Consider the following 23,527-nt stretch of genomic DNA (forward strand, 5'->3'; position numbering starts at 1 on the left):
TCGGGCTGCGGATTTGGGAATCTTTAGAAATTTTAGTTAACCAATGACCGAAACAGATTTTTTAGAAGGGCAGACTCTTTTGGTAGACAAGCCATTAGACTGGACCTCCTTTCAGGCGGTAAACAAACTCAAATACAAACTCAAAAGAGAATTTAACCTGCCCAAAAAATTCAAAATCGGTCACGCCGGAACGCTGGATCCAAGAGCGACAGGTTTACTGATCGTCTGCACCGGAAAATTCACCAAGAAAATTCCGGAAATACAGGATGCACCGAAAGAATATCTTACCGAAATAAAGATCGGCGTACAAACTGAATCCTACGACACCGAAAAACCGGAAATTCTTCACGCAGATTTTTCCCATATTACCGAAGAATTCATTCACGAAACCTTAAAAACTTTTGTTGGCGAAATAGAACAGAAACCGCCTGTTTTTTCAGCTATAAAGATTGATGGAAACCGCGCTTATGATTTAGCAAGAAAAGGCGAAGAAGTGGAAATGAAACCGCGGAAAACCAAGGTTTTTTATATAAAGGATATTGAAATTGAATTACCTTTCGTAAGATTTACGGTTGGATGCTCGAAAGGCACCTACATCCGGAGTTTGGCGAACGATATCGGTCAGGAATTGGGAGTGGGAGCGTACCTCACGAATTTGAGAAGAACGAAAATCGGAGCGTATTCTGTAGAAAATGCCTCATCAGAATTTTTGGAAAACGATTACAGATTTAGTGGTTTATGAGAAAAATTTTATCGGTTTGGTCTTTGTTAATGGGCGTTTTTGCTTTCTCGCAGGAAAAAGAAAATTTAAAGCTGGGATTCTTTGGAACTTTGCAAACTGATATTGGTCTGGATCTCGGCTCCATACTTAGAAAACCGCAAGATCCCAATGATTATTATTCTGCAAAAGACCAGTTTCCGACGTATTTTACTTATGGTTTTACAGGACAGATCGGCTATCAACCGTTGAATTGGTTTGCTTTGGGCACAGGTTTGCGATACAGCTATATTTCACCAAAATATCATAATATTTACTGGACTTTTCAGCCCTATTTCTTTGTTTCAAATCCCAAGGATAAAGAATTTAATTTTATCACATTAAATTTCGGAAAGCAAATCAACACGACTCAGGGATTGAGCAATAACGGCTTTATAGGTGTTGGTGGCGGTTTCTATGAACTGGCAAGGGAAAGAACAGCACAGAAATTTCAACTGAATCTGGATGTTCAGGTGGCAGATGATGCGGTATGGTTTTTAGGATTTTCTTACGGAATTACAGTTTTCAGCAACAAAAATTTGTAAACTTGCAGAATGGAGAAAACCCGCATTAATAAATATCTTTCGGAAGTCGGATACTGTTCGCGCAGAGCCGCAGATAAACTTCTGGAAGAAGGAAGAATCACCATCAACGGAAAAATTCCCGAGTTGGGAACCAAGGTTTCTGATGAAGATGAAATTTGCGTGGATGGCATTTCCATCCGCAAAAGCGGGGAAGAACATGTTTATATCGCGTTCAATAAACCAATTGGAATTGTCTGCACCACCGATACGAAACGTGAAAAAAACAATATCGTTGATTACATCAACCATCCTAAAAGGATCTTTCCCATCGGAAGACTTGATAAACCCAGCGAAGGACTTATTTTGCTGACGTCCGACGGCGATATTGTGAATAAAATCCTGCGCGCCAGAAACAACCACGAAAAGGAATATATCGTCCGCGTCGATAAGCCCATTACGCCAAAATTCCTGGAAAAAATGCGCAGCGGCGTCCCGATTTTAGACACCGTAACCAATAAATGCGAAGTGGAAAAACTGGACACGATGACGTTCAGGATTATTTTAACGCAAGGCCTCAACCGGCAAATCCGCAGGATGTGCGAATATCTGGGCTACGAAGTAAAGAAGCTGAAACGCATCCGGATTATGAACATTCACCTCGATTTACCCGTGGGAAAATGGCGTGATCTGACACCGGAAGAGTTTTCTGATTTGGATCAGTTGCTGCAGGATTCTTCGAAGACGATTGACTGAAAAGCATTTTTGGGGCTCGAAGCCCTGAGAACGCTCTCTTATTTCAGATACATTCTCATTTTCGCTTCGTACTCCGGTTTTGTTTTGATGAATTTCCAAATCTTTTTTTCATCCGGATTAGAAATTCGGTAGAAAATAATTTTATCAGCTGAATATTTGAAGTAAGGATGTGTTTTCAACCAACTTTCGGGCGCATCAGTCAAAGTGTATTTTTTTACGCCCTCAGAATTTAATGGGGACATACCAACCAGTTTTTCTGCCAAATCTCGGTCTATTCCGTACACTTCATAAATCTGATTTTTATTTACGAAACCGCCCAAACTCTTGCGAAATGCCACAAATCCGCCGGAAGTTTTTTCATTAAAACCAAATTCTCGCAGCTGGTTGAATGTCATTTCATTCAGATCCACTTTCGAGAAGTCGGTTTTATGTTCCTGCTTTGCATCTGGTTTTGCGTAGCTTGTTTTTTCAGGTTCTTTAATATTTTCAGGATTAAATCTGATCCACGGTTTCAGCTCTTCGAAGCGCTGAGTGATCATATAGCATTTCTGCACATCTTCCAAAGTCCGGAAGCTTCCGCGCAGAATTTTTATTTTGTAATTTAAAATTCCGGCAATCTGCTTTTCGGAAAATCCCAGCGATTTCCACCCTTCTTCATCCAGTTGGTTGGGATCGAAATAAGTGTAGTTGATTTTGGGTTTTTCCTTGAAACTGCCAGCATAGACCCTGGGCTGCTCATCGGTTTTCTCCGGTAGCAAAACGTAAGGCGACATTTGCGCAAACTGCTCTTCACTAATCATGAAACAGGCCTTCAGCTTCTCTTTACTCTGAAAACTTCCACCCAGATAGTTCTTGTATTTCAGGATTGCCTCTGCCTGCCGCTCAGAAAATCCCATTGCAACCCAATCGTTTGTAGAAAAATTGTCCGGATTGAATTTGCCGGGAATATTAAGTTTCTTCTTTTCAAAAGTTTTATAAGTAAAATTACCTTTTTTGGCGTCGTAATCGGTTTCCGGGAGAAGAATGTAGGGCTCAAGTTCTTTGTAACGGTCAACAATTGGATAACACTTTCTGAACTGTTCTTTCGATCTGAATTCGCCGCCTATAATTCTTTTGTATTTCAGAATTGTAGCAACATCTCTGTCCGTAAACCCAAGATTTTTCCATTGGCTTTGATCCAGGTCATTGGGATTAAATTCAGTAAGAATTATAGGTAAATCGGGAGTTGCCGAATTGGTTTTAAACTCAACATCTGATATTTCCGGCTTTTGTTTCTGCTTATAAAGGGAAAATGCAAATTGAGTTGCAGCGATCGTCACTCCAAACAAAGCTAGGGCGATATACTGCCTGCGTCGGAGCCGGTTTGGGAGATTGTTTTTCATTATTCTCAGTTTTCTGACTAAAATTAATCAAAAAACTTAAATGAAATTCAATATTCTTATGAAATTGATTTTCTTCGCAGAAGAACTCTTTCGATAAAAAGTTTCAGATAACTTATGGCTACGACAATAATCAGCAAGTCGGCAAAGTTAACCCCTAAACTGTATGCAAAACTTTCAACGTCAGCCGGAAAGTTCAAGCCTCTGTCAAAATATTCAGAGATAATTTTAGAAGATTTTACTCCGAAGGATATGGCAAAAAATGTTATGAAAATTGGATTTTGGATTAGATTTTTCATGGTTGTTCGTTTTCAGGTTTATCAGTCAATGAATCCTTTAGTTTCTGCAATTCAGCTTTTACAAATTCCAGACGGTCGATCATGGTAACGGTTTCTGAAATTTTTGAGTTGGTCGTCAGTGCGATGCGCGCTCCGTCCAAAGTATAACCTTTTTCTTTAACCAAATGATAGATGATTTTCAAATTCTTGAGGTCTTCCGGCGTAAAATACCGGTTTCCTTTCTTATTTTTCTTCGGACGAAGGATCGGAAATTCCTGTTCCCAATATCTTAAAAGTGAGGTGTTTACATCGAAAGCTTTAGCAACTTCTCCGATGGAATAGTAAAGTTTATCAGGTAATTCAAGTTTCATTAAAGCAAAGATAAAAATTTCCCTTTAACTTAAAGTAAATCTTTAATTCAAAATCTTTTGCTTAAAGCTAAATGAAAATCTTGAGTAACAGTATTATATATCAATAATTTTTATTAATTTTGCACCACTTTTTTGTGGGCAAGGTCTGTGAAAGTAAACAATTCATAACTAACATCTTCCGTATTTCTAAAACCCACAGCAACAGACTTTAGAAAGAAGGAATACAAATTTAGAATTTATGTCTGAAAACAAAGACGCGGTTCTGATGAACCAAAACGTAGCACCTGAACAGTTTGACTGGGATTCTTTCGAATCCGGACTGGATGCTGAAGCCAGAAAAGAAAAAAGTGACCTTGAAGAAATCTACAAAGGTTCTTTGAGCGATCTTGAGGACAATGATGTTCTTGTGGGTAAAGTTGTAAGACTTACTGACAAAGAAGCTATCGTTGACATCAACTTCAAATCTGAAGGTGTGATTTCTCTGAACGAATTCCGTTACAACCAAGGCCTGCAGGTAGGTGACGAGGTTGAAGTAATGGTTGACAGAAGAGAAGACAAAACCGGCCAACTGCAACTTTCCCACAAAAAAGCCAGAACACTTAAGGCTTGGGACAAAGTAAACGAACTTCACGAAAGCGGAGAAATCGTAAACGGTTTTGTAAAATCAAGAACCAAAGGTGGTATGATCGTAGATGTACACGGTATAGAAGCGTTCTTGCCAGGTTCACAAATCGATGTGAAGCCAATTAAAGATTACGATCAGTTCGTAGGTAAAACAATGGAGTTCAAAGTTGTGAAAATCAACCCTGAGTTCAAAAACGTTGTAGTATCTCACAAAGCATTGATCGAAGCTGACATCGAAGGACAGAAAAAAGAAATCATCGCTCAATTGGAGAAAGGACAGGTTCTTGAAGGAACAGTGAAAAACATTACTTCTTACGGTGTATTCATCGACCTAGGTGGTGTTGACGGTTTGATCCACATTACTGACCTTTCTTGGAGCAGAGTTAACCATCCGTCAGAAATTCTTGAAGACGGGCAGACTGTAAAAGTTGTAATCCTTGATTTCGATGATGAGAAAACAAGAATCCAGCTTGGTATGAAGCAGCTTGAACCTCACCCTTGGGATGCACTTTCTGCTGACTTGAAAGTTGGTGATAAAGTAAAAGGAAAAGTGGTAGTTCTTGCGGACTATGGTGCTTTTGTAGAAATTGCTCCAGGTGTAGAAGGTTTGATCCACGTTTCTGAAATGTCTTGGTCTACACACCTTAGAAGCGCAGGCGACTTCGTGAAAGTAGGTGATGAAGTAGAAGCTGAAGTATTGACTTTAGACAGAGAAGACAGAAAAATCTCTCTTGGTATCAAGCAATTGAGCAAAGATCCATGGGAAAATATCGAAGCTAAATATCCGGTTGGTTCTCAGCACGTAGGTACTGTGAGAAACTTCACAAACTTCGGTGTATTCGTAGAACTTGAAGAAGGTATCGACGGACTGATCTACATTTCTGACCTTTCCTGGACTAAAAAAATCAAGCATCCAAGCGAATTCTGCAACGTAGGCGACAAACTTGATGTGGTAGTTCTTGAGCTGGATACTGCTGCAAGAAGACTTTCTCTAGGACACAAGCAACTTCAGGAAAACCCTTGGGATAAATTCGAAACTAAATATGCTGAAGGCACCGTACACAACGGAACTGCAACTGATGTATTCGACAAAGGTGCACAGGTACAGTTTGAAGATGCTGAAGTAGAAGCGTTCTGCCCATCGAGATTGTTGGAAAAAGAAGACGGCTCCAAAATCAAGAAAGGTGAAACTGCTGATTTCAAAGTAATCGAATTCAACAAGGAGTTCAAGAGAGTAGTAGTGTCTCACACAGGTACTTTCAGAGACGAAGAAAGAAGAAATGCTAAAGAAGCTGCTGCAAAACCAGCTGCAACTTCAGGTGAAGAGAAAACCACTCTTGGTGATATCGACGCTTTAGCAGAACTTAAAAAGAAAATGGAAGGCGGTAACTAATCCGGCTGAAATTTAATAAATTTAAACCGTCCTGTTTTGCAGGGCGGTTTTTTTATGGAATTAATTTTGTAGTTTTGGATATCAAATCACCACACAATGACTGTAAAAATTGATAAAAAAGATTCTAAAAATCTTAAAAAAATATTGAATGAAAAACTTAAGAAAACTCCAAAAAAAGGTAATTTATCTAAACACTTTGGTAAATTAAAAAGAAATTTGGATGGGCTTGAGTATCAAAATTCTATAAGGGAAAATGAAGATTGATTTTATTGCTGATACAAATATCCTCATTTACATTCACGAAGGAAATGAAATCGTAGAAAGTTTTATGGATTACAATTTTGGAATTTCATTTATTTCCGAAATTGAATTACTAGGTTTTAAAAATATTTCTAAAAGTGAAGAAACAAAATTGAAGCAGCTCATTTCTGATTGTTTTTATATTGATTGGAATTCAAAATTAAAGGATCAAACAATAGAGCTAAAGAAGAAATACGGAATAAAACTTCCTGATTCTATAATAGCTGCAACATCTATTGTATATGCTATTCCTTTAGTGACAGCTGATAAAGGCTTTGTGAAAATTAATGAACTAGATTTAATTTTACTTGAAGTTTAAGATGGAGCAGAATTTTCAAACTTTCCACGAAGCCTGCACCTTCATCCAAAACCTGCCGTACAGGCGCAATCAAGATAAATCAAATCTCAACTGCGTCATAGAAGACAATGGTGGAACATGCAGCACCAAACACGCTTTCCTGAAAGATTTTGCGGATAAAAACGGCATTGAAAATGTGCAGCTGATGTTAGGAATTTTTAAGATGAAAGGTTCCTACAACAAAAAACTGATTCCAGTTCTAGAAAAATACGGATTGAATGAAATGCCGGAAGCGCACAATTACCTTAGAATAAATGGTGAAATAAAGGATTTTACAACAAATAAATCATCTGCGGAAGATTTCAGGAATGATTTAGTAAAAGAAATAGAAATCAATCCCGATCAAATAACTGATTTCAAAGTGGAGTATCACCGCAATTTTTTAAAGGATTATTTAAGCAACAATCCTGAAATCCCTTACACTTTAGAGGAATTTTGGACGATACGTGAAGCATGTATCGAAACTTTGCAAAGCTGAATTTTAATCCTTAATTTTAACCGCTTCATCTATATCCGGGCTCGCACTCACTTTCGCGTCAAAATCAGAATATGACATCCTCTTTCTGATAACTTTAAGCAAAATAAAACCTGCAAGCGCACCAGCTGCTGTCATCACCACCAAAAGGATATTCCCGGTTTGGCCGCCAATAGCAACTTTACAAATAAGCCCCAGAACAACGCCAACGAGGAATGGCGAAGCAAAGATTTTAGTTCCGAAAAGGGATTCTACAAACTTTTCCATTTCTATTAATTTTAAATAAAGGTAAATAAAATTTCAAAACAAAAAGATGTGTTTGAATTATTTTTATGTCTAATAACTTAATAATCAATTAGAATCTGTATAATGGAAAAAAAATAAAAGGCAGTCGATTCCACTGCCTTGTTCTATATTTTTAAAAGTTCAATGGTCTTCTCAGGATTTTCACTGCTGAAAACCGCATTTCCGGCCACCAGAACATCGGCACCCGCATCGAAAAGTTTTGCCGAATTGTCAACATTCACCCCGCCGTCAACTTGGATTAAAGCTGTGGAATTATTGCTTAAAATCAAATCTTTCGTTTCAGAAATCTTCTTGTAAGTATTCTCAATGAATTTTTGCCCGCCAAATCCAGGGTTTACGCTCATTAACAAAACCAAATCCACTTCAGAAATGATGTCTTCCAGCATCAGAACCGGCGTAGAAGGATTTAAAACAACACCAGCTTTAGCGCCTTTATCCTGAATGAGATTAATTGTCCTGTGCAAATGCGTACACGCTTCATAGTGAACGGAAACCAGATCCGCTCCCTGATTAATGAATTCTTCCACGTATTTTTCCGGCTCCACAATCATCAGGTGCACATCAACAAACTTTTTTGCGTGCTCGCGAACTGTTTTCATTACCGGAAATCCGAAAGAAATATTCGGCACGAATCTTCCGTCCATTACATCCACGTGAAACCAGTCTGCCTGGCTCCTGTTCAGCATTTCTATATCACGCTGCAAATTCCCGAAATCCGCAGACAAAAGGGAAGGAGCGATTAACCTGTTCTTCATTTTATTTTAAATTTATTTTTTAATGGTATTTCAAATTCATTGTTGGCTTGATCTGAAGGAGCGTTTCATAAATCAGCTTGATGACATTTGCAACATCTTCTCTTTCTACCATCTCAACAGTGGTGTGCATGTAACGCAGTGGCAGCGAGATCAGCGCGCTCGGAACACCGCCATTGGAATGGGCAAATACATCGGTATCTGTTCCAGTGGCGCGGCTTGCAGCGGCTCTCTGAAAAGGAATTTTCTTAGATCTTGCAGTTTCTACAATAATTTCACGGATATTGTGATGAACGCTCGGAGCAAAAAAAACGACTGGCCCGTCGCCACACTTCTGTTCGCCCTCTTTTTTCTTATCGATCATCGGAGTTGTGGTGTCGTGCGTAACATCTGTAATGATCGCGATGTTTGGTTTTATAGTGTCCGCAATCATATCAGCACCATAAAGGCCAACTTCTTCCTGAACAGAATTCACGATATAAAGGCCGAAAGGCAGTTTGTTTTTGTTGTCTTTCAGCATTTTTGCTACTTCGGCAATCATAAAACCACCGATTCTGTTATCGAGTGCGCGACATACGAAATAGCGGTCATTCAGTTCAAAAAATTCATCAGGATACGTGATCATGCAGCCAACGTGAATTCCCATTTCCTCGACTTCTTTTTTGGTTTTTGCGCCACAATCGATAAAAATATTTTCAATCTTTGGAACAGGCTCGTTCTGGTTTGCGCTTCTGGTATGAATGGCCGGCCAGCCGAAAACACCCTTTACAGTTCCTTTTTCTCCGTGGATATGTACCACTTTTGACGGTGCGATCGCCTGATCAGAACCGCCGTTTCTGATGACGTAGATCAGGCCGTCATCAGTAATATAATTAACATACCACGAGATTTCGTCGGCATGCGCCTCAATTACAACTTTAAATTCAGCTTCCGGATTGATGATGCCGTAGCACGTTCCATAATGATCAAATTCAATCTTATCTACATAAGGCTTCAGGTAATTCATCCAGATTTCCTGCCCATTTCGCTCGTAACCTGTTGGCGATGCGGCGTTTAAATATTCTTCTAAAAAGTGTAAAGATTTTTTTTGAAATTTCATTAAAGGGAACGTTTTTTGTTAGTTTAAAGTCCGATTTTTAGTGAGTAAAAGTAATGAAAATATATAAATTATTCTATATCGTCCTTTTGTTCTTGGGCGTTCACGCTTTTGGACAAACTGACACGATAGCCAAACCTTTTAGCCAAATTCCGGCAGACGAACTGCGGACTGACGAGTTCGGAAACACCTACTACTACGACGAAAGGCAGCAAGCCAAAATCTATGAAATAAACGGTGAAACAGTAGTGGTGATGGATGAATTGGTGTTACAAAAAAAGCCACATTTTAATAATCAGCTGGACCGGAACTATTATTACTTTCTTAATAAAAAGCTTAACCGCGTTTATCCTTTATTTTTGACGGCATTGCAGCAATACCGTGATCTCAATGCCCAGTTGGCCACTATGGAAGGTGCTGAAAAAAGAAAGTTTTCCCGGGAAATCCAGCAAAAACTTGCAGACCGGTATGAAGCTCAGTTGCGTGACCTCACCACAACCGAAGGACAGGTTTTTGCAAAATTGATGTACCGGGCTACCGGCAAAACAGTCTATGAAATTATCAGGGAATTACGTGGCGGCTGGAGCGCTTTCTGGTGGAATGTAAAAGGCAACGCAGCCGATATTGAACTGAAAAAAGAATATAACCCCTATAAATACAGGGATGATGAATTTGTGGAGTCGCTCTTGCAAAGCAACTGGAATGTGGGCTACCTGATCCCGTATCCGGGCTACCGCGATTTCAAAGTAAACAAAAACTAAAGGTAGGTTGCTTTAAGTTTTTCGAAAACAATTCTGTCTACAGGCAAATTAAATGGATTTGCTTCGGCGAGGGAAATCCATTCTGTATTTTCAATGGTGGAATCCATAATTTTCAGGGCTGATTCGTCCTTGATATCTGCAGTGTAATAAATCGTCAGCAATTGCTGGTTCTGTTTGAATTTTGATATTATGAAATCTTCCTGCGTGTAAAGGTGCTGAATGTTTTCAATTTCGAGATTCAGTTCCTCAGCAAATTCACGTTTCAGGCATTCAACCGTTCCTTCACCAAACTCAAGGCCGCCGCCCGGAAGCTTAATGAGTTTTTCGCCAACATATTCCTCAAACAAAGTGAATAATTTTTTATTTTTTATACACGCTGCGTAAACCCGGATATTGAAGCTGTTTATCATAATTGCGGCAGTTTTCTGGCGTTGATCATTTCGCGTTTTCCCGGTGGACCAGCTTTTTTTTCAACCTCAAAACCTAACTCCTGAAGGTTTCTTCTCACGCTTCCTTTCGATGCATATGTCGTAAGCAATCCATTGGTCTTCATCTTATCGGCAACCATTTTAAATAAAGGCTTCTCCCAAAGGTCTGGCTGTACGCGTGCCCCGAAGCAGTCGTAGTAAACCAAATCTATTGGTGGGATCTCGAGATTTTCAAGCTGATAGAAATCACATTCAAATTTAGTTAAATAGAAATTGGGAATAATCTCTACGGGTGTATTCCATTCTGAATGGTGAATTTTCTCGTTAATTTCCGTTATTTTTTTGTTGCTAAAAAGCGAAGGGTAGTCGAGCTGTTCAACTTCTGTTAATAAAACGGGGTATTTTTCAAGAGTAAAATAGTGAAAAATATGATTTTTATCAGTTTTTAAAAATTCATTAATGGTAACTAAAACATTCAGACCTGTGCCAAAACCGAGTTCTAAAATATTAATTTCGTAATCATCGACTAGATTTAGTCCATTTTTGATAAATACATGTTCGGCTTCCTGCAAAGCACCGTGACCGGAGTGGTAACCTTCGTTCATTTCATTGATAAACAAGGTCTTACTACCGTCATTTGTGGTCTTAATCTTTCTTTTCATAACAAATATTTGGCAAATTTAAATTAAATCTTTACATTTATAAAATTAAATTATACTTGTTAAAATTAAATTATTTTCAAAAAATGATAATTCAAAAATCAGACAATCCGAGAATTGGATCTTTTGATCCTGAAAACTATTCATTTGGTGACCATTTTATTGACCACATGATCATTTGTGAATACGAAAACGGCCAATGGGGCGAACCTAAGTTAATGCCATATGGACCGCTTCCTTTTTCACCTGCAAATATGGCTTTCAACTATGGGCAGGCTTGTTTTGAAGGGATGAAGGCTTACAAAGATAAGAATGGAGACGTTTTTCTGTTCAGACCGGAAAAGAATTTTGAACGTATCAATAAATCTGCAACCAGACTTGCGATGCCGGAAGTTCCGGAAGAAGCTTTTATGCAGGGACTGAAAGTGCTGATAGATGCCGACAGAGACTGGGTGCCGCATGGCGAAGGAAAATCCCTGTACATTCGCCCGCTGATTTTTGCTACTGAAGAAGCCCTTAAAGCAAGGATTTCCACAAAATATATGTTTGCGATTGTAGCATCACCTGCAAAGAGTTATTACTCAGCACCGGTTTCAGTAAAAATTTCTGATTATTACTCCAGAGCATCCAGCGGTGGTGTTGGTTTTGCAAAAGCTGCAGGAAATTATGCGGCGTCTTTTTACCCTACAAAACTGGCCAATGAGGAAGGCTATGAACAGATCATCTGGACTGACGATGCCACCCATGAAAATTTCGAGGAAAGCGGTACGATGAATGTTTTCGTAAGAATAAACGATACGATTTATACGCCTGCAACATCTGATAAAATTTTGGATGGCGTGACCAGAGACAGCTTCATCCAGCTTGCAAAAAAGAGAGGAATCGAAGTTGTGGTAGGTGATGTGAAAGTGAAAGATGTGATCGCAGCGCACGAACGCGGAGAACTGAAAGAGGTTTGGGGCGTAGGTACCGCAGTTGTGACCAGTGTTTTCGAAGCTATCGGTTACAAGGACAAAAAATATGATCTGCCTAAACTTTCTGCGGAAGAGAGCTATGCTCTGACATTGCAAAGAGATTTGGTCGCGATCCAAACCAATAATGCTGAAGATCCTTTCGGATGGAGGGTTTTGGTTGAGAAAAACATTCTGGAAACTGTATAAAATTACACGATATAAGCGAAATCTGCCGGGAATTGATCCCGGCTTTTATTTTTAAACTTTCGATAAAAATCAGTATTTTCGCAGAGGTTTTTATGAAGAAAATTTTTTGGTTTTTGCCGGTCATAATCTTCTCTTGCACCAAACAGCCAGTGCATCCGCCAGTTGGCAGTGTGCTGTCTCAGAAAGATTTGCAGGTATCCAAAGACCGGTCCCGTTCGCTGTACGAGCTGGAAAGAAAACAGATTACCGACTGGATTGCTCAGCAGAACAAAAAATATTATGTGAACGGTTTAGGATACTGGATCGACAAAGATCTTTCGCAAAACCTGAAAAGAAAGGATGGCGAGCGACTGTCTTACCAATATGAAATTTATGATTTCGACCGGGTGAAGATTTACGATGAACCGAAAACCGCAAAGGATGTTTATTTAGGTAAATTCGAAGATTTAAAAGCCGTGGATGATGCTTTGCGATATCTGAAACCGGGGGAAGAAGCGACGCTATTGGTGCCTTCTTTGTTGGCTTACGGAACTTATGGCGATAATGATAAAATCCCGAACGATATGCCTTTAATTATAAAACTTACCGTAACTCACTGAAAATATGACGTTAAAATCCAGATTATTTATCACGTTAGGGATGGCCTCCCTGATAAGTTGTACACCAATATATAAAAAAATGAACGTAGACAAAGAAATTTATGAAGGTCTGAATGACGGACTGTATGCAAATCTGCAAACCTCGAAAGGGAATATGCTGGTAAAGCTGGAGGATAAAAAATCGCCGGTTACTGTAGCAAATTTCGTTGGCCTTGCAGAAGGTAAAATAGACAATAAAGCGAAAGGAAAAGGTGTTCCGTATTATGACGGCACGATTTTCCACAGGGTGATCGAGAATTTTATGATTCAGGGTGGTGATCCGCAGGGTACAGGAATGGGCGATCCGGGTTACAAATTCGAAGATGAAAAAAATGATCTGAAGCACACCGGGAAAGGAATTCTTTCCATGGCCAATTCAGGACCAAACACCAACGGTTCACAGTTCTTCATCACACAGGTGGCTACACCTTGGTTAGACGGAAAACACACCATTTTCGGAAAAGTGGTAAGTGGTGAAAACATCATTGATGAAATTGCCAAAGTAGAAAAAAACGCTCAGGACAAACCAAAAACTGATGTGGTTTTAGAGAAAGTTTCAATCTTCAGTAAAGGCGATGAGTACAAGAGTTATGATGCTGCTAAAACCTTTAATGATGGAAAAGCCAAAATTCAGGAAAACAATAAAAATTTCGCTGCAAAACAGGAAGAAGCCGCTAAAAAAGAACTGGATGTACTGAAAGCGGGAATGGAAACCACACCGTCAGGATTAATGTATAAAATTAACAAGAAAGGAACGGGTAAAAAAGCAGAGAGAGGAAATACCGTTTCTGTACATTATGCAGGAAGACTGACTAACGGAAACGAATTCGACAATTCGTTCAAAAGAGGTGAGCCTATTGAATTTCCTGTGGGTGCCGGAATGGTGATCAGAGGTTGGGATGAAGGTTTACTGATGCTGAATGAAGGCGATGAAGCCAGATTCCTTATTCCACCAGATTTGGGTTACGGAGCGAGAGGTGCCGGAGGTGTTATTCCGCCAAACGCATGGTTGATCTTCGACGTGCAGCTTGTAAAAGTAAAGTAATAATATAGATAAAAACTGAAGAAAGACACATCACCTCAATGTGTCTTTTTTTATTCAATATAAATTTTTACCAATTTTTATCAATCATATAAACCAATTGGGTTAACACTATGGCGCCCATTAAAAGCTCACGCCGGTTGACTTTATCCAGTGTATCCTCATGAGTGTGGTGAATATCAAAATACCTTTGCGGATCAGGGAAAAGTCCCGCAAGAGGAACGCCAATCTGTTTTAGCGGTCCTATATCTACACCGCTGTGCCTTTTCTCAAAATCATAAATGCCGTACGGCAAAAACAGGTTCGACCATGCTTTGATCTGATTGATTTTATCCTGAGGCATATCCATCGCAATGCCTCTTGGTGAAAATCCGCCGGCATCACTTTCTATGGCAAAAAGGTGTTTTTCACCCGATTTCTTTACTTCTTCCAGGTATTTGTAGCCGCCCTTCACGCCGTTTTCTTCGTTCGCATAGCAAATGACGCGGATGGTATGATTGTTCTGAATTCCCAACCTTTTGAAAGTTCGCAAAACCTCTATACTTTGCACAATTCCAGAACCGTCATCGTGAGCGCCTTCGCCCACATCCCAGGAATCCAGATGTCCGGCAGCGATGATTACTGAGTTGTCTTTTTTACCGGTAAGTTCGCCGATTACAGAGTAGGAAAGCTTGTCTGCCTTCATTCCGCAGTTAGAGTTCAGTTTTGCGGTAACTTTTTGTGATTTTAAAAGTTTCGCCAACTCATCAGCAGAATGATTGCCGATAGCTGCTGCCGGAACTTTGACAACATTATCTTCGTATCTTAGTGATCCGGTGTGCGGCTCATCATCAAACGCTGAAGAAAGCGAACGGATAATGGCTGCTTTGCCGCTTTTCTTAGCAACTTCTGAAGCCGCATTGCGCCTGTAGATTCCGGCTTCGCCATAAGCCTTAAAAGGTTCTACATAATCGTGGCGCCATTCGAAATTGAAAAATACAATCTTTCCTTTAACCTGATTTTCGCTTAATTTTTTAAACTCATCGAAGGTATTTACCATCAGTATTTCCCCGGTTAAATCTTTTCCACCTGTTCCTTCAGAATTTCCCAGAGACAGCATTTTGACAGATTTCCAGCCGCCGTTGCCGGTCTTTATATGCAGAGATTCTTTGCCGCGTACCCAAACCGGAACCATCACTTCCTGGAGCCATACTTTGTCTGCCCCCGCTTCCCTTAGTTTGGCCTCGGCCCATTTTACTGCTTTATCATAGTTTGCAGAACCGCTCAGCCGGTTGCCGACGCCTTTTGTAAGTTCAGTAAGATCTCTGTAAGCTTCGCCTTTAACCAAAATGTGATCCGATATTTTTTTAAACTGAAGCGAATCGGCCTGGCTCTGAGCAAATAAAAATCCGCCCAAAAAGAGCGGAAGTATCAGTAATTTCTTCATAGTCTTTTTTATAAACACTAAATTAGAAAATTTATTTCATATCATACATCACCAGCGCCGTAACTAATTTTGGCTCGATGTAGGTACACTTGGGCGGCATACTGATTTTGTTGTCAGAAATTTTGATCATTTCATTGAAGCTTACCGGAAAAATTCCGAAGCCGGCCGCGAATTTTCCGCTGTCTACAACTTCTTTGATTTTCTTGATTCCTTCAACGGACGAATTGCCTTTCACATAATCAATTCTGTCCGAGCTGTCGGTATCTTCAATGTTCAAAATATCGTTAAAAACCAAACTGTCCAATAAATGGTGATCAATGTGATTCATCGAAACAGTCGCAGAACGAAGTTCGTGTTTTACGTGAAGCGAATAAAATTTACCCTCCAGATACATCGAAATATGAAATTTCTGAGAAGGGTAGTAGGGTGTTTCATTCTTTTCGTGAATATTGAAGGATTTTTCCAGAGATTTTAAAAATTTCTGAGGCGAAAGCCCGTTCAGATCACGAACAACACGGTTGTAGTCATGAATTTTTATCGACTGGTTCGAAACGATAAAGCTGAACACGAAATTATAAGGCTCAGTTCCCGTATGTTTTTTGTTTTTCTCTTTCTGATGCTTGGCATTAAGCGCAGTGGAGCCAATTCTGTGGTGTCCGTCAGCGATGTAGAAAGCTTCCACATTGTCCAGGACCTCTTTCAGCTGCTGCATTTTCAGGCGGTTATCAATGCGCCAGATTTTATGTTTAATACCTTTGCTGTCTTCATAATTCAGTATGGGAACATTTTTTTCCTCATGGCTCATTAAAAGTTCCACTTTGGAATTTGCGGGGTAGGTCAGCAACACAGGTTCCGCCTGCAGATTCACTTTTTCAAGATAATAAGCTAGTTTTTCCTTCTTTTGGGGGATGGTGCTTTCGTGCCGTTTTATTTTGCCGTTCCAGAAATCCTCAACGGAAGTTAGGCCTAACAGCCCTCTGAAAACAGACTTGTTAGGATAAATTTGTTCGTAAAGATAATAGGCAGAAGAATCCTGAACCAGCTTTTTTTCTTCTAAAAGTTCCTCAAAATTGGTTCTTATTTTCCGCAGGTTCCGGTCAAGGTCTTTGGATTTGCTTACTACGTAAGGCTTGATCATTTGGATATATGAAGAATCCTCCTGAGCTTTCTTAGCGATTTCTTCCTGCGAAAAATTATCTATAGGGTGTGTGGGAAAGCGATCAACATAATCATCGCTTGGCCTTATACCTCTAAAAGGTTTAAATATAGGCATAGATCAATCTAGTTTCTTTTTCAGTTCAATAATTTGGGCTGCGAGCTCGGTTCCTATTTTCTCCTGTGCATCCAGCGTATTTCCACCAAGGTGTGGGGAAAGTGAAAGCTGAGGGTTCATCAGGAGCGTCAACTCAGGATTGGGTTCATTTTCAAACACATCCAGTGCAGCACCTTTTACTATTCCTTGCTCAATGGCACTGATCAGGGCAACTTCGTTGATGACGCCGCCTCTTGCGGTATTTACGATAAAAATACCCTCTTTCATCATTTCAAATTGCGGCGAATCGATGATGTATTCGTCAGTTTTGGGGGTGTTTATGCTTAAAAAATCAAGGTCTTTCAAAAAGGCTTCCGTATCGTTTGTGGAAGTAACCTCGAAATTTATATTTTGGCCGTCAAAAAAATGAATAGAGATGGTTTCAGTTTTTGGCTTTCTGGTTAAAACTTTAATTTTCATTCCCAGAGAAATTCCAATCTTCACAACTTCTTTCCCAATGCCGCCAAAACCAATGACTCCTAAGGTTTTGCCTTCCAGCTCCACAGCTTTTGAGTAGGATTTCTTCAGTGAATCAAACTTTGTATCGCCCTCCAGCGGCATCATTCGGTTCGATTCGTGAAGAAACCGGGCCAACGAAAAGAAATGTGCAAAAACCATTTCTGCCACAGAACGCGATGAAGCTGAAGGTGTATTGATTACGTAAATTCCCTTGTTACGGGCATATTCCACATCGATATTATCCATCCCAACGCCACCTCTGCCGATTATTTTTAGTGAGGGACAGGCATCAATTAATGGCTGTCTGACTTTCGTGGCGCTCCGTACCAAAAGAACATCTACCTGATTTTCATTAATGAAATTCTCAAGATGCTCCTGGGCAACTTTATGTTCCAGAAGCTCGATGCCAGCTTCTTTCAGTGCAATTTCACCAGCTTTTGAAATACCGTCGTTTGCTAAAACTTTCATTTGGTTTTTTTGACTTATATTACGAAATCGATTTCATTACATCCACCAGGACCTGCACGCTTTCAATATTTAAAGCGTTGTAAAGGCTGGCTCTGTAACCGCCCAGGCTTCTGTGTCCGTTCAGTCCGCTGATGCCGGCAGCTTTCCATGCATTATCAAACGCTTCCTTTTTATTTTCATCCAGTATTTTGAAAGAAACATTCATAAAGGAACGGTCCTCTTTTTTGGCAAATCCCACGAACAGTGGGTTTCTGTCAATTTCATCATAGATCAGTTTGGCTTTCGCAATATTCCTTTGTTCAGCAGCTTCAATTCCACCATTGTTTTCCAGATGCTGCAGGGTCAGCAACGTTGCGTACACCGGGAATACTGGCGGTGTGTTGTACATCGATTCTTTTTCAATATGTTTCTGATAATCTAACATTGAAAAGATATCGCGGCCGGTTTTTCCTAAAATTTCCTTTTTCACCACAACTACGGTAACACCTGCAGGCCCCATGTTTTTCTGTGCACCGGCGTACATTAAGTCAAATTTAGAATAATCCCTGGCGTTGCTGAAAATATCTGAAGACATATCGCAAACCATAACTGTATCCACTTCAGGAAACTCATGCATTTGAGTTCCGTAGATGGTATTGTTGGATGTACAGTGGAAATAATCGTAATCTGATCCCACTTTATAATCTTTCGGAATATAAGAGTATTGATCTTCCTTGGAAGAACTCACAATATCTACAGTTCCCAGTTTTTTAGCTTCTTTGATCGCTCCCGCAGCCCACGTTCCGGTGTCAAGATATGCCGCTTTACCGTTTTCCGATTTCATAAGATTCAGTGGAACCATAGCAAACTGAAGACTGGCACCACCGCCAAGAAAGAGAACTTCATATTCGTCGCCCAGTTTCATCAGCCTTTTTACGATTGCTCTTGCTTCGTCCATCACAGGGACAAAATCTTTGCTGCGGTGAGAAATTTCGAGCAGTGAAAGTCCGATGCCGTTAAAATCCAGAATGGCTTCTGCAGATTTCTGAAAAACTTCCTGCGGAAGAATACACGGCCCGGCGCTGAAATTATGTTTTTTCATATTTAAGTTTTTTGTTAGGATTTTCCTGTTTTTTTTAAGTGATTAAAGGCCTGAACTGGTGAAAAAAATGCCTCACAAAAGAGGCATTGAATTTTTTATTCATTGTGAAGAAAGGCTTTTTTAGCCAGCAAACTTTCTTCCGATTCTACATGGTCTTCATCCGGCACGCAGCAGTCTACAGGACAAACTGCGGCACACTGCGGTTCCTCATGGAAGCCTTTACATTCGGTACATTTATCAGTAACAATGAAATACACATCATCGCTCACGGGTTCCTGTGGCGCGTCAGCATCCACGGTCAGTCCGGATTTCAGCGTTACCATTCCTTTCAGAGCGGTTCCGTCAGAAGCTTTCCAGTCCACAGCACCTTCATAGATTGCGTTGTTTGGACACTCGGGCTCGCAAGCTCCGCAATTGATACATTCATCTGTTATTTTAATCGCCATTGCTGATTTTTATTTGTTTAAATTTGCGCAAATTTAGTGAAAATCTCCCAATATTGAACATACATGAATACGGAAAAACAGATTTCAGGACTTGTAAAACTGGCTGAATACATTACGAATTTTTTGAATAAAAACCCGGAGGATTTTAATAGAGATGAAGAGGGTTTCAATGCATTGCTGAAAAAATCTCAAGTCGAAAATTCATGGTTCACACAGGACAGCCTTCGGTTTGCGCTGAATCAGTGGGCGGAGTTGCTTACTGAAAACGGTATCAAGAGCTGGCTTTCTGAATACGAGATATCAAAAACTCCAAAGAAAGTTGGTTTAATCCTGGCCGGCAATATCCCGATGGTCGGCTTTCACGATGTCATCTCTGTGGTTCTGAGCGGGAATATTCCGATGATAAAACTTTCTTCCAAAGACAAAAGAATTCTGCCTTTTTTACTTCAGAAATGGCAAGAATTTTCAGGTCAAAATATCAGCTATGAACTGGTAGAAAAATTGGAAAATTTCGATGCAGTGATCGCTACAGGTTCCAATAATACTGCCCGCTATCTGGAATATTATTTCAGAAATCATCTCAGCATCATCCGTAAAAACAGAACGTCAGTTGCAGTTTTAAAGGGTGATGAAACTGATGAGGAACTTAAACTTTTGGCAGAAGATATCTTCCGCTATTTTGGGTTGGGATGCCGGAACGTGACACGGCTTTTCATTCCGGAAGATTTCAAACTCGACCGACTGTTTGAAAATTTCATTGAGTTTGGCGACATCATCAACCATAATTCCTATGCCAATAATTACGATTACAACAAGGCAATCTACCTGCTGAACCAGGAAAACTTCTGGGACAATAATTTTGTAATGCTGAAGGAAGATGACAAGCTTTTCAGTCCGCTTTCGGTGATTAATTTTTCCCGCTATAAGGATATTGCGGAAATAAAATCATATCTCGCCGAAAACGAAAAAGATATCCAGTGCGTGGTTGCAAAGCCGGAAGTAGGTTTAGATAGTGAAAACTTTGGCGAAGCCCAAAATCCAGGCCTGGACACTTATGCTGACAATGTCGATACGATGAAGTTTTTGGAAGTTATCTAAAATCTGCTTTTCAGCGGATTCAGAAACGTGCTGAAAATCATCACCGAATCTGCGAATTTTGCTTCGATTCTCTCTGTAATATTCACCAGTTCGTTTTCCAGAAACTGGCTGCGCATTTCCTCGTCATTGAATACCAGGAGGAGATTGGTGTTCTTGCCTTCGGTGATCATATCGGTATGCACCTCAGAAAGGATATATTTCTCAACATCCATCAGATTTTCTATCAGCAGCTGCAGTTCATTCTGTGTATAATTTTCCCATTCTTTCAGGGCGCTTTCTGTTGTATGAAAAGTAAGGCTAAGTATGCTCATTTTTATCGGAAATTATGTTGATTGTGGATAAATAACACCGCAAAAATCGGTATTTTTTTCGTAAATTAGCACGTTATTATTATTAGAACGAAAAGAAAAGAATGAAGGGTTTTCAAACCCTTGAAAATCATTTTATTAGTGTAGTATATGAATACAGAAGGAGAAAAGTTAATTCCTATCAACATAGTTGATGAAATGAAATCCTCTTACATCGATTATTCGATGTCGGTTATTGTTTCCAGAGCGTTACCCGATGTAAGAGACGGCCTGAAGCCGGTGCACAGAAGAGTTTTGTACGGCATGTACGGCCTGAACGTTTTTTCAAACAGAAAACACCTTAAATCTGCCAGAATCGTCGGTGATGTTCTTGGTAAGTATCACCCGCACGGCGACAGTTCGGTTTATGATGCAATGGTGCGTATGGCGCAGCCGTGGAGTTTGCGTTATCCGCAGGTTGACGGGCAGGGTAACTTTGGTTCCATGGACGGTGACCCGCCTGCAGCAATGCGTTATACAGAAGCAAGGCTTAAGAAAATTTCTGACGAAATTCTGGCTGACCTTGATAAAGAGACAGTGGATTTCCAGAATAACTTTGATGATTCACTGACAGAACCCTCCATTTTACCTACAAAAATTCCTAATCTTCTTGTAAACGGGGCATCTGGTATTGCAGTTGGTATGGCAACCAATATGGCGCCGCATAACCTTTCAGAAGCGGTGGACGGGATCTGTGCCTACATCGACAACCGCGAAATAACCGTCGATGAGCTGATGAAACACATCATTGCGCCGGATTTCCCGACTGGTGGTATTATTTACGGTTATGAAGGCGTTCGCGATGCATTCCATACTGGAAGGGGTAGAATTATCCTTCGTGCCAAAGTAAATTTCGAAGAAATTGGAAACCGAAACGCAATTATTGTTACCGAAGTTCCTTACCAGGTTAATAAAGCAGAAATGATTGCCAGAACTGCGGAACTGGTAAAAGAAGAAAAACTGACAGGAATCCACGAAATCCGTGATGAATCGGACAGACGGGGTATGCGTATCGTTTACGAACTTAAAAATGATGCCATTCCAAATGTTGTTTTAAATTTACTTTATAAATATACCTCGCTACAGACTTCATTCAGTGTAAATAATATCGCACTTGTTCACGGCAGGCCGGAACAGCTGAACCTTAAGGATATTATCGTCCATTTTGTGGATCACCGTCATGAGGTTGTGGTGAGAAGAACCGAGTTTGAACTAAAAAAAGCCAAAGAGAGAGCGCATATTCTTGAAGGTTTTATGAAAGTGATCGGCTCGCAGGAATCGCTGGATAAAGCCATTGCAATCATCCGCCACAGTGCTACGCCACAGGAAGCGAAAGAAGGTTTGATGAGTGAATTCGAGCTTTCTGATATTCAGGCACAGGCAATTCTCGACCTTAGGCTTGCACGTCTTACCGGAATGGAGCTCGATAAGATCCGTGCGGAATATGAAGAGATTATGGCATTAATTAAAGATTTGGAAGACATTCTTGCCAACGAAGGAAGAAGGTTTGAAATCATTAAAAACGAAATGCTCGAAATCAAAGAAAAATACGGCGACGAGAGAAGAACTGAAATTGATTATGCGGGCGGCGATATGTCGATTGAAGATTTTATTCCGAACGAAAGTGTGGTAGTGACGATTTCTCATGCAGGATACATCAAGCGTACTTCACTTTCAGAATACAGAATTCAGAGCCGGGGCGGAGTTGGAAACAAAGCTGCTACTACCAGAGACGAAGATTTCCTTGAATATATTGTAAATGCGACCAACCACCAGTACATGCTTTTCTTTACCGAAAAAGGAAAATGTTACTGGCTGCGGGTTTTTGAAATACCGGAAGGTTCGCGTACTGCAAAAGGAAGAGCAATTCAGAATTTAATTAATATTGAAGCGGATGATAAGGTGAAAGCTTACATCAGAACCAATGACCTGAAAGACAGTGATTATATTAACCAGATGAACGTGGTAATGATTACCAAAAACGGAACGGTGAAGAAAACATCTCTTGAAGCTTACTCAAGACCGCGGACGAATGGTATCAATGCAATAGAAATCCGTGATAACGACCAGCTTTTAGGAGCGAGATTGACGGACGGAAACTCTGAAATCATGATTGCAACCAAAAACGGAAAATGCATCCGCTTCCCTGAAGAAAAAGCAAGGGCAGTAGGTCGTGGATCGATCGGAGTACGCGGTATCACGCTTGAGGATAATGATGAAGTTATTGGTATGATTGTTGTGAATGACGTGGCGAATGAAAGCGTTTTGGTAGTATCTGAAAAAGGCTATGGAAAACGTTCCGCAGTAGAGGATTACCGTGTAACCAACCGTGGCGGAAAAGGTGTAATTACCTTAAACGTTACGGAGAAAACCGGTAATCTGATTGCTATTCAAAATGTTGTTGACGGTGACGGTTTGATGATCATCAATAAATCCGGAGTGGCAATCAGAATGAGTGTAGATGAACTTCGTGTGATGGGCAGAAATACCCAGGGCGTGAAAGTTATTAATCTTAAAAATAATGATGAAATTGCCGCCATCGCGAAAGTAGAAATGGACAGTGATGTGGAAGATGATGCAGATGAAGTAAGTACAGAAGCATTACCAGGTGCCGTAAACAGCGATAACATCGAGTTTTCTGAGGCTCCGCAAACTGGCGACAACGCCATCAGCAATATGGGCGATGAATCTTACCTGAAGAAGATAGAAAAAGAAGAGGAAAAAGAGAACCGAAAAATTGAGAAAGAGAAAAATCAGTCTGATGAAGATCAGGACGATCATGACTCTTAGATTTAACATTTTTATTTAAATTTAATCCAAAATATTAAAGTATAAA

At 40.1% G+C, this 23,527-nt stretch carries 27 protein-coding genes; 13 read left to right on the forward strand and 14 right to left on the reverse strand.

Going from position 1 to position 23,527, the window contains the following annotated elements:
* The first annotated feature begins 43 nt into the window (after positions 1 to 43).
* Genes truB through rluF form a run of 3 tightly spaced genes read left to right on the forward strand, consistent with a single transcriptional unit; the run spans position 44 to position 2,034 of the window.
* Complete coding sequence (truB, locus tag CKV81_RS01155) at positions 44 to 742, forward strand: tRNA pseudouridine(55) synthase TruB (protein WP_095069594.1); 699 nt, start codon at positions 44 to 46, stop codon at positions 740 to 742.
* Complete coding sequence (locus CKV81_RS01160) at positions 739 to 1,302, forward strand: hypothetical protein (protein WP_095069596.1); 564 nt, start codon at positions 739 to 741, stop codon at positions 1,300 to 1,302. Before truB ends, CKV81_RS01160 begins: the two co-directional genes overlap by 4 nt.
* A 9-nt stretch (positions 1,303 to 1,311) precedes the next feature.
* Positions 1,312 to 2,034, forward strand: a complete 723-nt coding sequence (gene rluF, locus CKV81_RS01165; protein WP_095069598.1) for a 23S rRNA pseudouridine(2604) synthase RluF — start codon at positions 1,312 to 1,314, stop codon at positions 2,032 to 2,034.
* Positions 2,035 to 2,072: 38 nt separating this feature from the next.
* On the opposite strand, the gene CKV81_RS01170 is transcribed toward rluF, so the two are convergent.
* Genes CKV81_RS01170 through CKV81_RS01180 form a run of 3 tightly spaced genes read right to left on the reverse strand, consistent with a single transcriptional unit; the run spans position 2,073 to position 4,062 of the window.
* Complete coding sequence (locus CKV81_RS01170) at positions 2,073 to 3,416, reverse strand: helix-hairpin-helix domain-containing protein (RefSeq protein WP_095069600.1); 1,344 nt, start codon at positions 3,414 to 3,416, stop codon at positions 2,073 to 2,075.
* A 56-nt stretch (positions 3,417 to 3,472) separates the two neighbouring features.
* Complete coding sequence (locus CKV81_RS01175; RefSeq protein ID WP_095069602.1) at positions 3,473 to 3,712, reverse strand: hypothetical protein; 240 nt, start codon at positions 3,710 to 3,712, stop codon at positions 3,473 to 3,475.
* The gene (locus CKV81_RS01180; RefSeq protein ID WP_095069604.1) at positions 3,709 to 4,062 is read right to left on the reverse strand and encodes a MerR family transcriptional regulator; all 354 of its coding nucleotides are present in this window, start codon (positions 4,060 to 4,062) and stop codon (positions 3,709 to 3,711) included. The genes CKV81_RS01175 and CKV81_RS01180 overlap by 4 nt, the downstream gene beginning before the upstream one ends.
* 238 nt (positions 4,063 to 4,300) lie before the next feature.
* Here CKV81_RS01180 and rpsA point away from each other — a divergent pair, with 238 nt between their 5' ends.
* The 4 genes from rpsA to CKV81_RS01195 all read left to right on the forward strand — a co-directional run bounded on the left by rpsA (position 4,301) and on the right by CKV81_RS01195 (position 7,215).
* Positions 4,301 to 6,079, forward strand: a complete 1,779-nt coding sequence (gene rpsA, locus CKV81_RS01185) for a 30S ribosomal protein S1 (protein ID WP_095069606.1) — start codon at positions 4,301 to 4,303, stop codon at positions 6,077 to 6,079.
* Positions 6,080 to 6,175: 96 nt separating this feature from the next.
* A complete protein-coding gene (locus CKV81_RS13260; RefSeq protein ID WP_157727337.1) occupies positions 6,176 to 6,343 on the forward strand; it encodes a hypothetical protein in 168 nt (55 codons plus the stop codon).
* A complete protein-coding gene (locus tag CKV81_RS01190; RefSeq protein ID WP_095069608.1) occupies positions 6,333 to 6,698 on the forward strand; it encodes a type II toxin-antitoxin system VapC family toxin in 366 nt (121 codons plus the stop codon). Before CKV81_RS13260 ends, CKV81_RS01190 begins: the two co-directional genes overlap by 11 nt.
* A gap of 1 nt (position 6,699) precedes the next feature.
* Positions 6,700 to 7,215 (forward strand): hypothetical protein, encoded by a 516-nt coding sequence (locus tag CKV81_RS01195; RefSeq protein WP_095069610.1) that lies wholly within the window; start codon positions 6,700 to 6,702, stop codon positions 7,213 to 7,215.
* Positions 7,216 to 7,218: 3 nt separating this feature from the next.
* On the opposite strand, the gene CKV81_RS01200 is transcribed toward CKV81_RS01195, so the two are convergent.
* From CKV81_RS01200 to CKV81_RS01210, 3 genes are all read right to left on the reverse strand, one after another.
* Positions 7,219 to 7,479: a hypothetical protein gene (locus tag CKV81_RS01200; protein ID WP_095069612.1), complete on the reverse strand. Its 261-nt coding sequence runs from the start codon at positions 7,477 to 7,479 to the stop codon at positions 7,219 to 7,221.
* Positions 7,480 to 7,622: 143 nt separating this feature from the next.
* Positions 7,623 to 8,273: a ribulose-phosphate 3-epimerase gene (gene rpe / locus CKV81_RS01205; RefSeq protein WP_095069614.1), complete on the reverse strand. Its 651-nt coding sequence runs from the start codon at positions 8,271 to 8,273 to the stop codon at positions 7,623 to 7,625.
* Between the two features lie 19 nt (positions 8,274 to 8,292).
* Positions 8,293 to 9,369: a M42 family metallopeptidase gene (locus CKV81_RS01210; RefSeq protein ID WP_095069616.1), complete on the reverse strand. Its 1,077-nt coding sequence runs from the start codon at positions 9,367 to 9,369 to the stop codon at positions 8,293 to 8,295.
* A gap of 53 nt (positions 9,370 to 9,422) precedes the next feature.
* Between CKV81_RS01210 and CKV81_RS01215 the strand changes: the two genes are divergently transcribed.
* Positions 9,423 to 10,127 (forward strand): DUF4294 domain-containing protein, encoded by a 705-nt coding sequence (locus CKV81_RS01215; RefSeq protein ID WP_095069618.1) that lies wholly within the window; start codon positions 9,423 to 9,425, stop codon positions 10,125 to 10,127.
* On the opposite strand, the gene CKV81_RS01220 is transcribed toward CKV81_RS01215, so the two are convergent.
* Together CKV81_RS01220 and mnmD are read right to left on the reverse strand one after the other, a co-directional pair.
* Positions 10,124 to 10,537, reverse strand: a complete 414-nt coding sequence (locus tag CKV81_RS01220) for an NUDIX domain-containing protein (protein WP_095069620.1) — start codon at positions 10,535 to 10,537, stop codon at positions 10,124 to 10,126. The genes CKV81_RS01215 and CKV81_RS01220 overlap by 4 nt on opposite strands.
* Positions 10,534 to 11,217 carry a tRNA (5-methylaminomethyl-2-thiouridine)(34)-methyltransferase MnmD gene (gene mnmD / locus CKV81_RS01225; RefSeq protein ID WP_095069622.1) on the reverse strand — a complete coding sequence of 228 codons (684 nt, stop codon included), beginning with the start codon at positions 11,215 to 11,217 and terminating at the stop codon, positions 10,534 to 10,536. The genes CKV81_RS01220 and mnmD overlap by 4 nt, the downstream gene beginning before the upstream one ends.
* 83 nt (positions 11,218 to 11,300) lie before the next feature.
* Between mnmD and CKV81_RS01230 the strand changes: the two genes are divergently transcribed.
* From CKV81_RS01230 to CKV81_RS01240, 3 genes are all read left to right on the forward strand, one after another.
* Positions 11,301 to 12,374 (forward strand): branched-chain amino acid aminotransferase, encoded by a 1,074-nt coding sequence (locus CKV81_RS01230; RefSeq protein ID WP_095069624.1) that lies wholly within the window; start codon positions 11,301 to 11,303, stop codon positions 12,372 to 12,374.
* A gap of 92 nt (positions 12,375 to 12,466) precedes the next feature.
* Complete coding sequence (locus CKV81_RS01235; protein ID WP_095074120.1) at positions 12,467 to 12,973, forward strand: FKBP-type peptidyl-prolyl cis-trans isomerase; 507 nt, start codon at positions 12,467 to 12,469, stop codon at positions 12,971 to 12,973.
* A 79-nt stretch (positions 12,974 to 13,052) separates the two neighbouring features.
* On the forward strand, positions 13,053 to 14,057 hold the full coding sequence (locus CKV81_RS01240; protein ID WP_095069626.1) for a peptidylprolyl isomerase: 1,005 nt from the start codon (positions 13,053 to 13,055) through the stop codon (positions 14,055 to 14,057).
* A gap of 67 nt (positions 14,058 to 14,124) precedes the next feature.
* On the opposite strand, the gene CKV81_RS01245 is transcribed toward CKV81_RS01240, so the two are convergent.
* The 5 genes from CKV81_RS01245 to CKV81_RS01265 all read right to left on the reverse strand — a co-directional run bounded on the left by CKV81_RS01245 (position 14,125) and on the right by CKV81_RS01265 (position 19,246).
* On the reverse strand, positions 14,125 to 15,480 hold the full coding sequence (locus tag CKV81_RS01245) for a M20/M25/M40 family metallo-hydrolase (RefSeq protein ID WP_185116905.1): 1,356 nt from the start codon (positions 15,478 to 15,480) through the stop codon (positions 14,125 to 14,127).
* Positions 15,481 to 15,511: 31 nt separating this feature from the next.
* Positions 15,512 to 16,753, reverse strand: a complete 1,242-nt coding sequence (locus tag CKV81_RS01250; protein WP_095069628.1) for a DUF1015 domain-containing protein — start codon at positions 16,751 to 16,753, stop codon at positions 15,512 to 15,514.
* Between the two features lie 3 nt (positions 16,754 to 16,756).
* Entirely contained in the window at positions 16,757 to 17,719 is a 963-nt protein-coding gene (locus tag CKV81_RS01255) for a D-2-hydroxyacid dehydrogenase (protein ID WP_095069630.1), read from the reverse strand.
* Positions 17,720 to 17,738: 19 nt separating this feature from the next.
* A complete protein-coding gene (gene serC / locus CKV81_RS01260; RefSeq protein WP_095069632.1) occupies positions 17,739 to 18,800 on the reverse strand; it encodes a 3-phosphoserine/phosphohydroxythreonine transaminase in 1,062 nt (353 codons plus the stop codon).
* Between the two features lie 95 nt (positions 18,801 to 18,895).
* Positions 18,896 to 19,246 (reverse strand): 4Fe-4S binding protein, encoded by a 351-nt coding sequence (locus CKV81_RS01265; protein ID WP_095069635.1) that lies wholly within the window; start codon positions 19,244 to 19,246, stop codon positions 18,896 to 18,898.
* Positions 19,247 to 19,309: 63 nt separating this feature from the next.
* On the opposite strand from CKV81_RS01265, the gene CKV81_RS01270 reads away from it, so the two are divergent.
* Entirely contained in the window at positions 19,310 to 20,344 is a 1,035-nt protein-coding gene (locus CKV81_RS01270) for an acyl-CoA reductase (RefSeq protein WP_095069637.1), read from the forward strand.
* Here CKV81_RS01270 and CKV81_RS01275 read toward each other — a convergent pair.
* On the reverse strand, positions 20,341 to 20,655 hold the full coding sequence (locus tag CKV81_RS01275; RefSeq protein ID WP_095069640.1) for a DUF4286 family protein: 315 nt from the start codon (positions 20,653 to 20,655) through the stop codon (positions 20,341 to 20,343). The genes CKV81_RS01270 and CKV81_RS01275 overlap by 4 nt on opposite strands.
* A gap of 147 nt (positions 20,656 to 20,802) precedes the next feature.
* Between CKV81_RS01275 and gyrA the strand changes: the two genes are divergently transcribed.
* Positions 20,803 to 23,481, forward strand: a complete 2,679-nt coding sequence (gyrA, locus tag CKV81_RS01280) for a DNA gyrase subunit A (RefSeq protein WP_095069642.1) — start codon at positions 20,803 to 20,805, stop codon at positions 23,479 to 23,481.
* Positions 23,482 to 23,527 lie beyond the last annotated feature (46 nt).

Origin of the sequence: Chryseobacterium taklimakanense (assembly GCF_900187185.1) — a bacterium.
Classification (GTDB): Bacteria; Bacteroidota; Bacteroidia; order Flavobacteriales; family Weeksellaceae; genus Planobacterium; species Planobacterium taklimakanense.

What these genes read in the sequence shown, in the direction of transcription:
- CKV81_RS01250 (WP_095069628.1), bottom strand. Translation starts at nt 16,753, where the DNA reads ATGCCTATATTTAAACCTTTTAGAGGTATAAGGCCAAGCGATGATTAT.
- CKV81_RS01235 (WP_095074120.1), top strand. Translation starts at nt 12,467, where the DNA reads ATGAAGAAAATTTTTTGGTTTTTGCCGGTCATAATCTTCTCTTGCACC.
- CKV81_RS01175 (WP_095069602.1), bottom strand. Translation starts at nt 3,712, where the DNA reads ATGAAAAATCTAATCCAAAATCCAATTTTCATAACATTTTTTGCCATA.
- CKV81_RS01265 (WP_095069635.1), bottom strand. Translation starts at nt 19,246, where the DNA reads ATGGCGATTAAAATAACAGATGAATGTATCAATTGCGGAGCTTGCGAG.
- CKV81_RS01240 (WP_095069626.1), top strand. Translation starts at nt 13,053, where the DNA reads ATGAACGTAGACAAAGAAATTTATGAAGGTCTGAATGACGGACTGTAT.
- CKV81_RS01215 (WP_095069618.1), top strand. Translation starts at nt 9,423, where the DNA reads ATGAAAATATATAAATTATTCTATATCGTCCTTTTGTTCTTGGGCGTT.
- CKV81_RS01275 (WP_095069640.1), bottom strand. Translation starts at nt 20,655, where the DNA reads ATGAGCATACTTAGCCTTACTTTTCATACAACAGAAAGCGCCCTGAAA.
- CKV81_RS13260 (WP_157727337.1), top strand. Translation starts at nt 6,176, where the DNA reads ATGACTGTAAAAATTGATAAAAAAGATTCTAAAAATCTTAAAAAAATA.
- rpe (WP_095069614.1), bottom strand. Translation starts at nt 8,273, where the DNA reads ATGAAGAACAGGTTAATCGCTCCTTCCCTTTTGTCTGCGGATTTCGGG.
- mnmD (WP_095069622.1), bottom strand. Translation starts at nt 11,217, where the DNA reads ATGAAAAGAAAGATTAAGACCACAAATGACGGTAGTAAGACCTTGTTT.
- truB (WP_095069594.1), top strand. Translation starts at nt 44, where the DNA reads ATGACCGAAACAGATTTTTTAGAAGGGCAGACTCTTTTGGTAGACAAG.
- rpsA (WP_095069606.1), top strand. Translation starts at nt 4,301, where the DNA reads ATGTCTGAAAACAAAGACGCGGTTCTGATGAACCAAAACGTAGCACCT.
- CKV81_RS01170 (WP_095069600.1), bottom strand. Translation starts at nt 3,416, where the DNA reads ATGAAAAACAATCTCCCAAACCGGCTCCGACGCAGGCAGTATATCGCC.
- CKV81_RS01190 (WP_095069608.1), top strand. Translation starts at nt 6,333, where the DNA reads ATGAAGATTGATTTTATTGCTGATACAAATATCCTCATTTACATTCAC.
- CKV81_RS01230 (WP_095069624.1), top strand. Translation starts at nt 11,301, where the DNA reads ATGATAATTCAAAAATCAGACAATCCGAGAATTGGATCTTTTGATCCT.
- gyrA (WP_095069642.1), top strand. Translation starts at nt 20,803, where the DNA reads ATGAATACAGAAGGAGAAAAGTTAATTCCTATCAACATAGTTGATGAA.
- CKV81_RS01180 (WP_095069604.1), bottom strand. Translation starts at nt 4,062, where the DNA reads ATGAAACTTGAATTACCTGATAAACTTTACTATTCCATCGGAGAAGTT.
- rluF (WP_095069598.1), top strand. Translation starts at nt 1,312, where the DNA reads ATGGAGAAAACCCGCATTAATAAATATCTTTCGGAAGTCGGATACTGT.
- CKV81_RS01195 (WP_095069610.1), top strand. Translation starts at nt 6,700, where the DNA reads ATGGAGCAGAATTTTCAAACTTTCCACGAAGCCTGCACCTTCATCCAA.
- CKV81_RS01200 (WP_095069612.1), bottom strand. Translation starts at nt 7,479, where the DNA reads ATGGAAAAGTTTGTAGAATCCCTTTTCGGAACTAAAATCTTTGCTTCG.
- CKV81_RS01220 (WP_095069620.1), bottom strand. Translation starts at nt 10,537, where the DNA reads ATGATAAACAGCTTCAATATCCGGGTTTACGCAGCGTGTATAAAAAAT.
- serC (WP_095069632.1), bottom strand. Translation starts at nt 18,800, where the DNA reads ATGAAAAAACATAATTTCAGCGCCGGGCCGTGTATTCTTCCGCAGGAA.
- CKV81_RS01255 (WP_095069630.1), bottom strand. Translation starts at nt 17,719, where the DNA reads ATGAAAGTTTTAGCAAACGACGGTATTTCAAAAGCTGGTGAAATTGCA.
- CKV81_RS01270 (WP_095069637.1), top strand. Translation starts at nt 19,310, where the DNA reads ATGAATACGGAAAAACAGATTTCAGGACTTGTAAAACTGGCTGAATAC.
- CKV81_RS01245 (WP_185116905.1), bottom strand. Translation starts at nt 15,480, where the DNA reads ATGAAGAAATTACTGATACTTCCGCTCTTTTTGGGCGGATTTTTATTT.
- CKV81_RS01160 (WP_095069596.1), top strand. Translation starts at nt 739, where the DNA reads ATGAGAAAAATTTTATCGGTTTGGTCTTTGTTAATGGGCGTTTTTGCT.
- CKV81_RS01210 (WP_095069616.1), bottom strand. Translation starts at nt 9,369, where the DNA reads ATGAAATTTCAAAAAAAATCTTTACACTTTTTAGAAGAATATTTAAAC.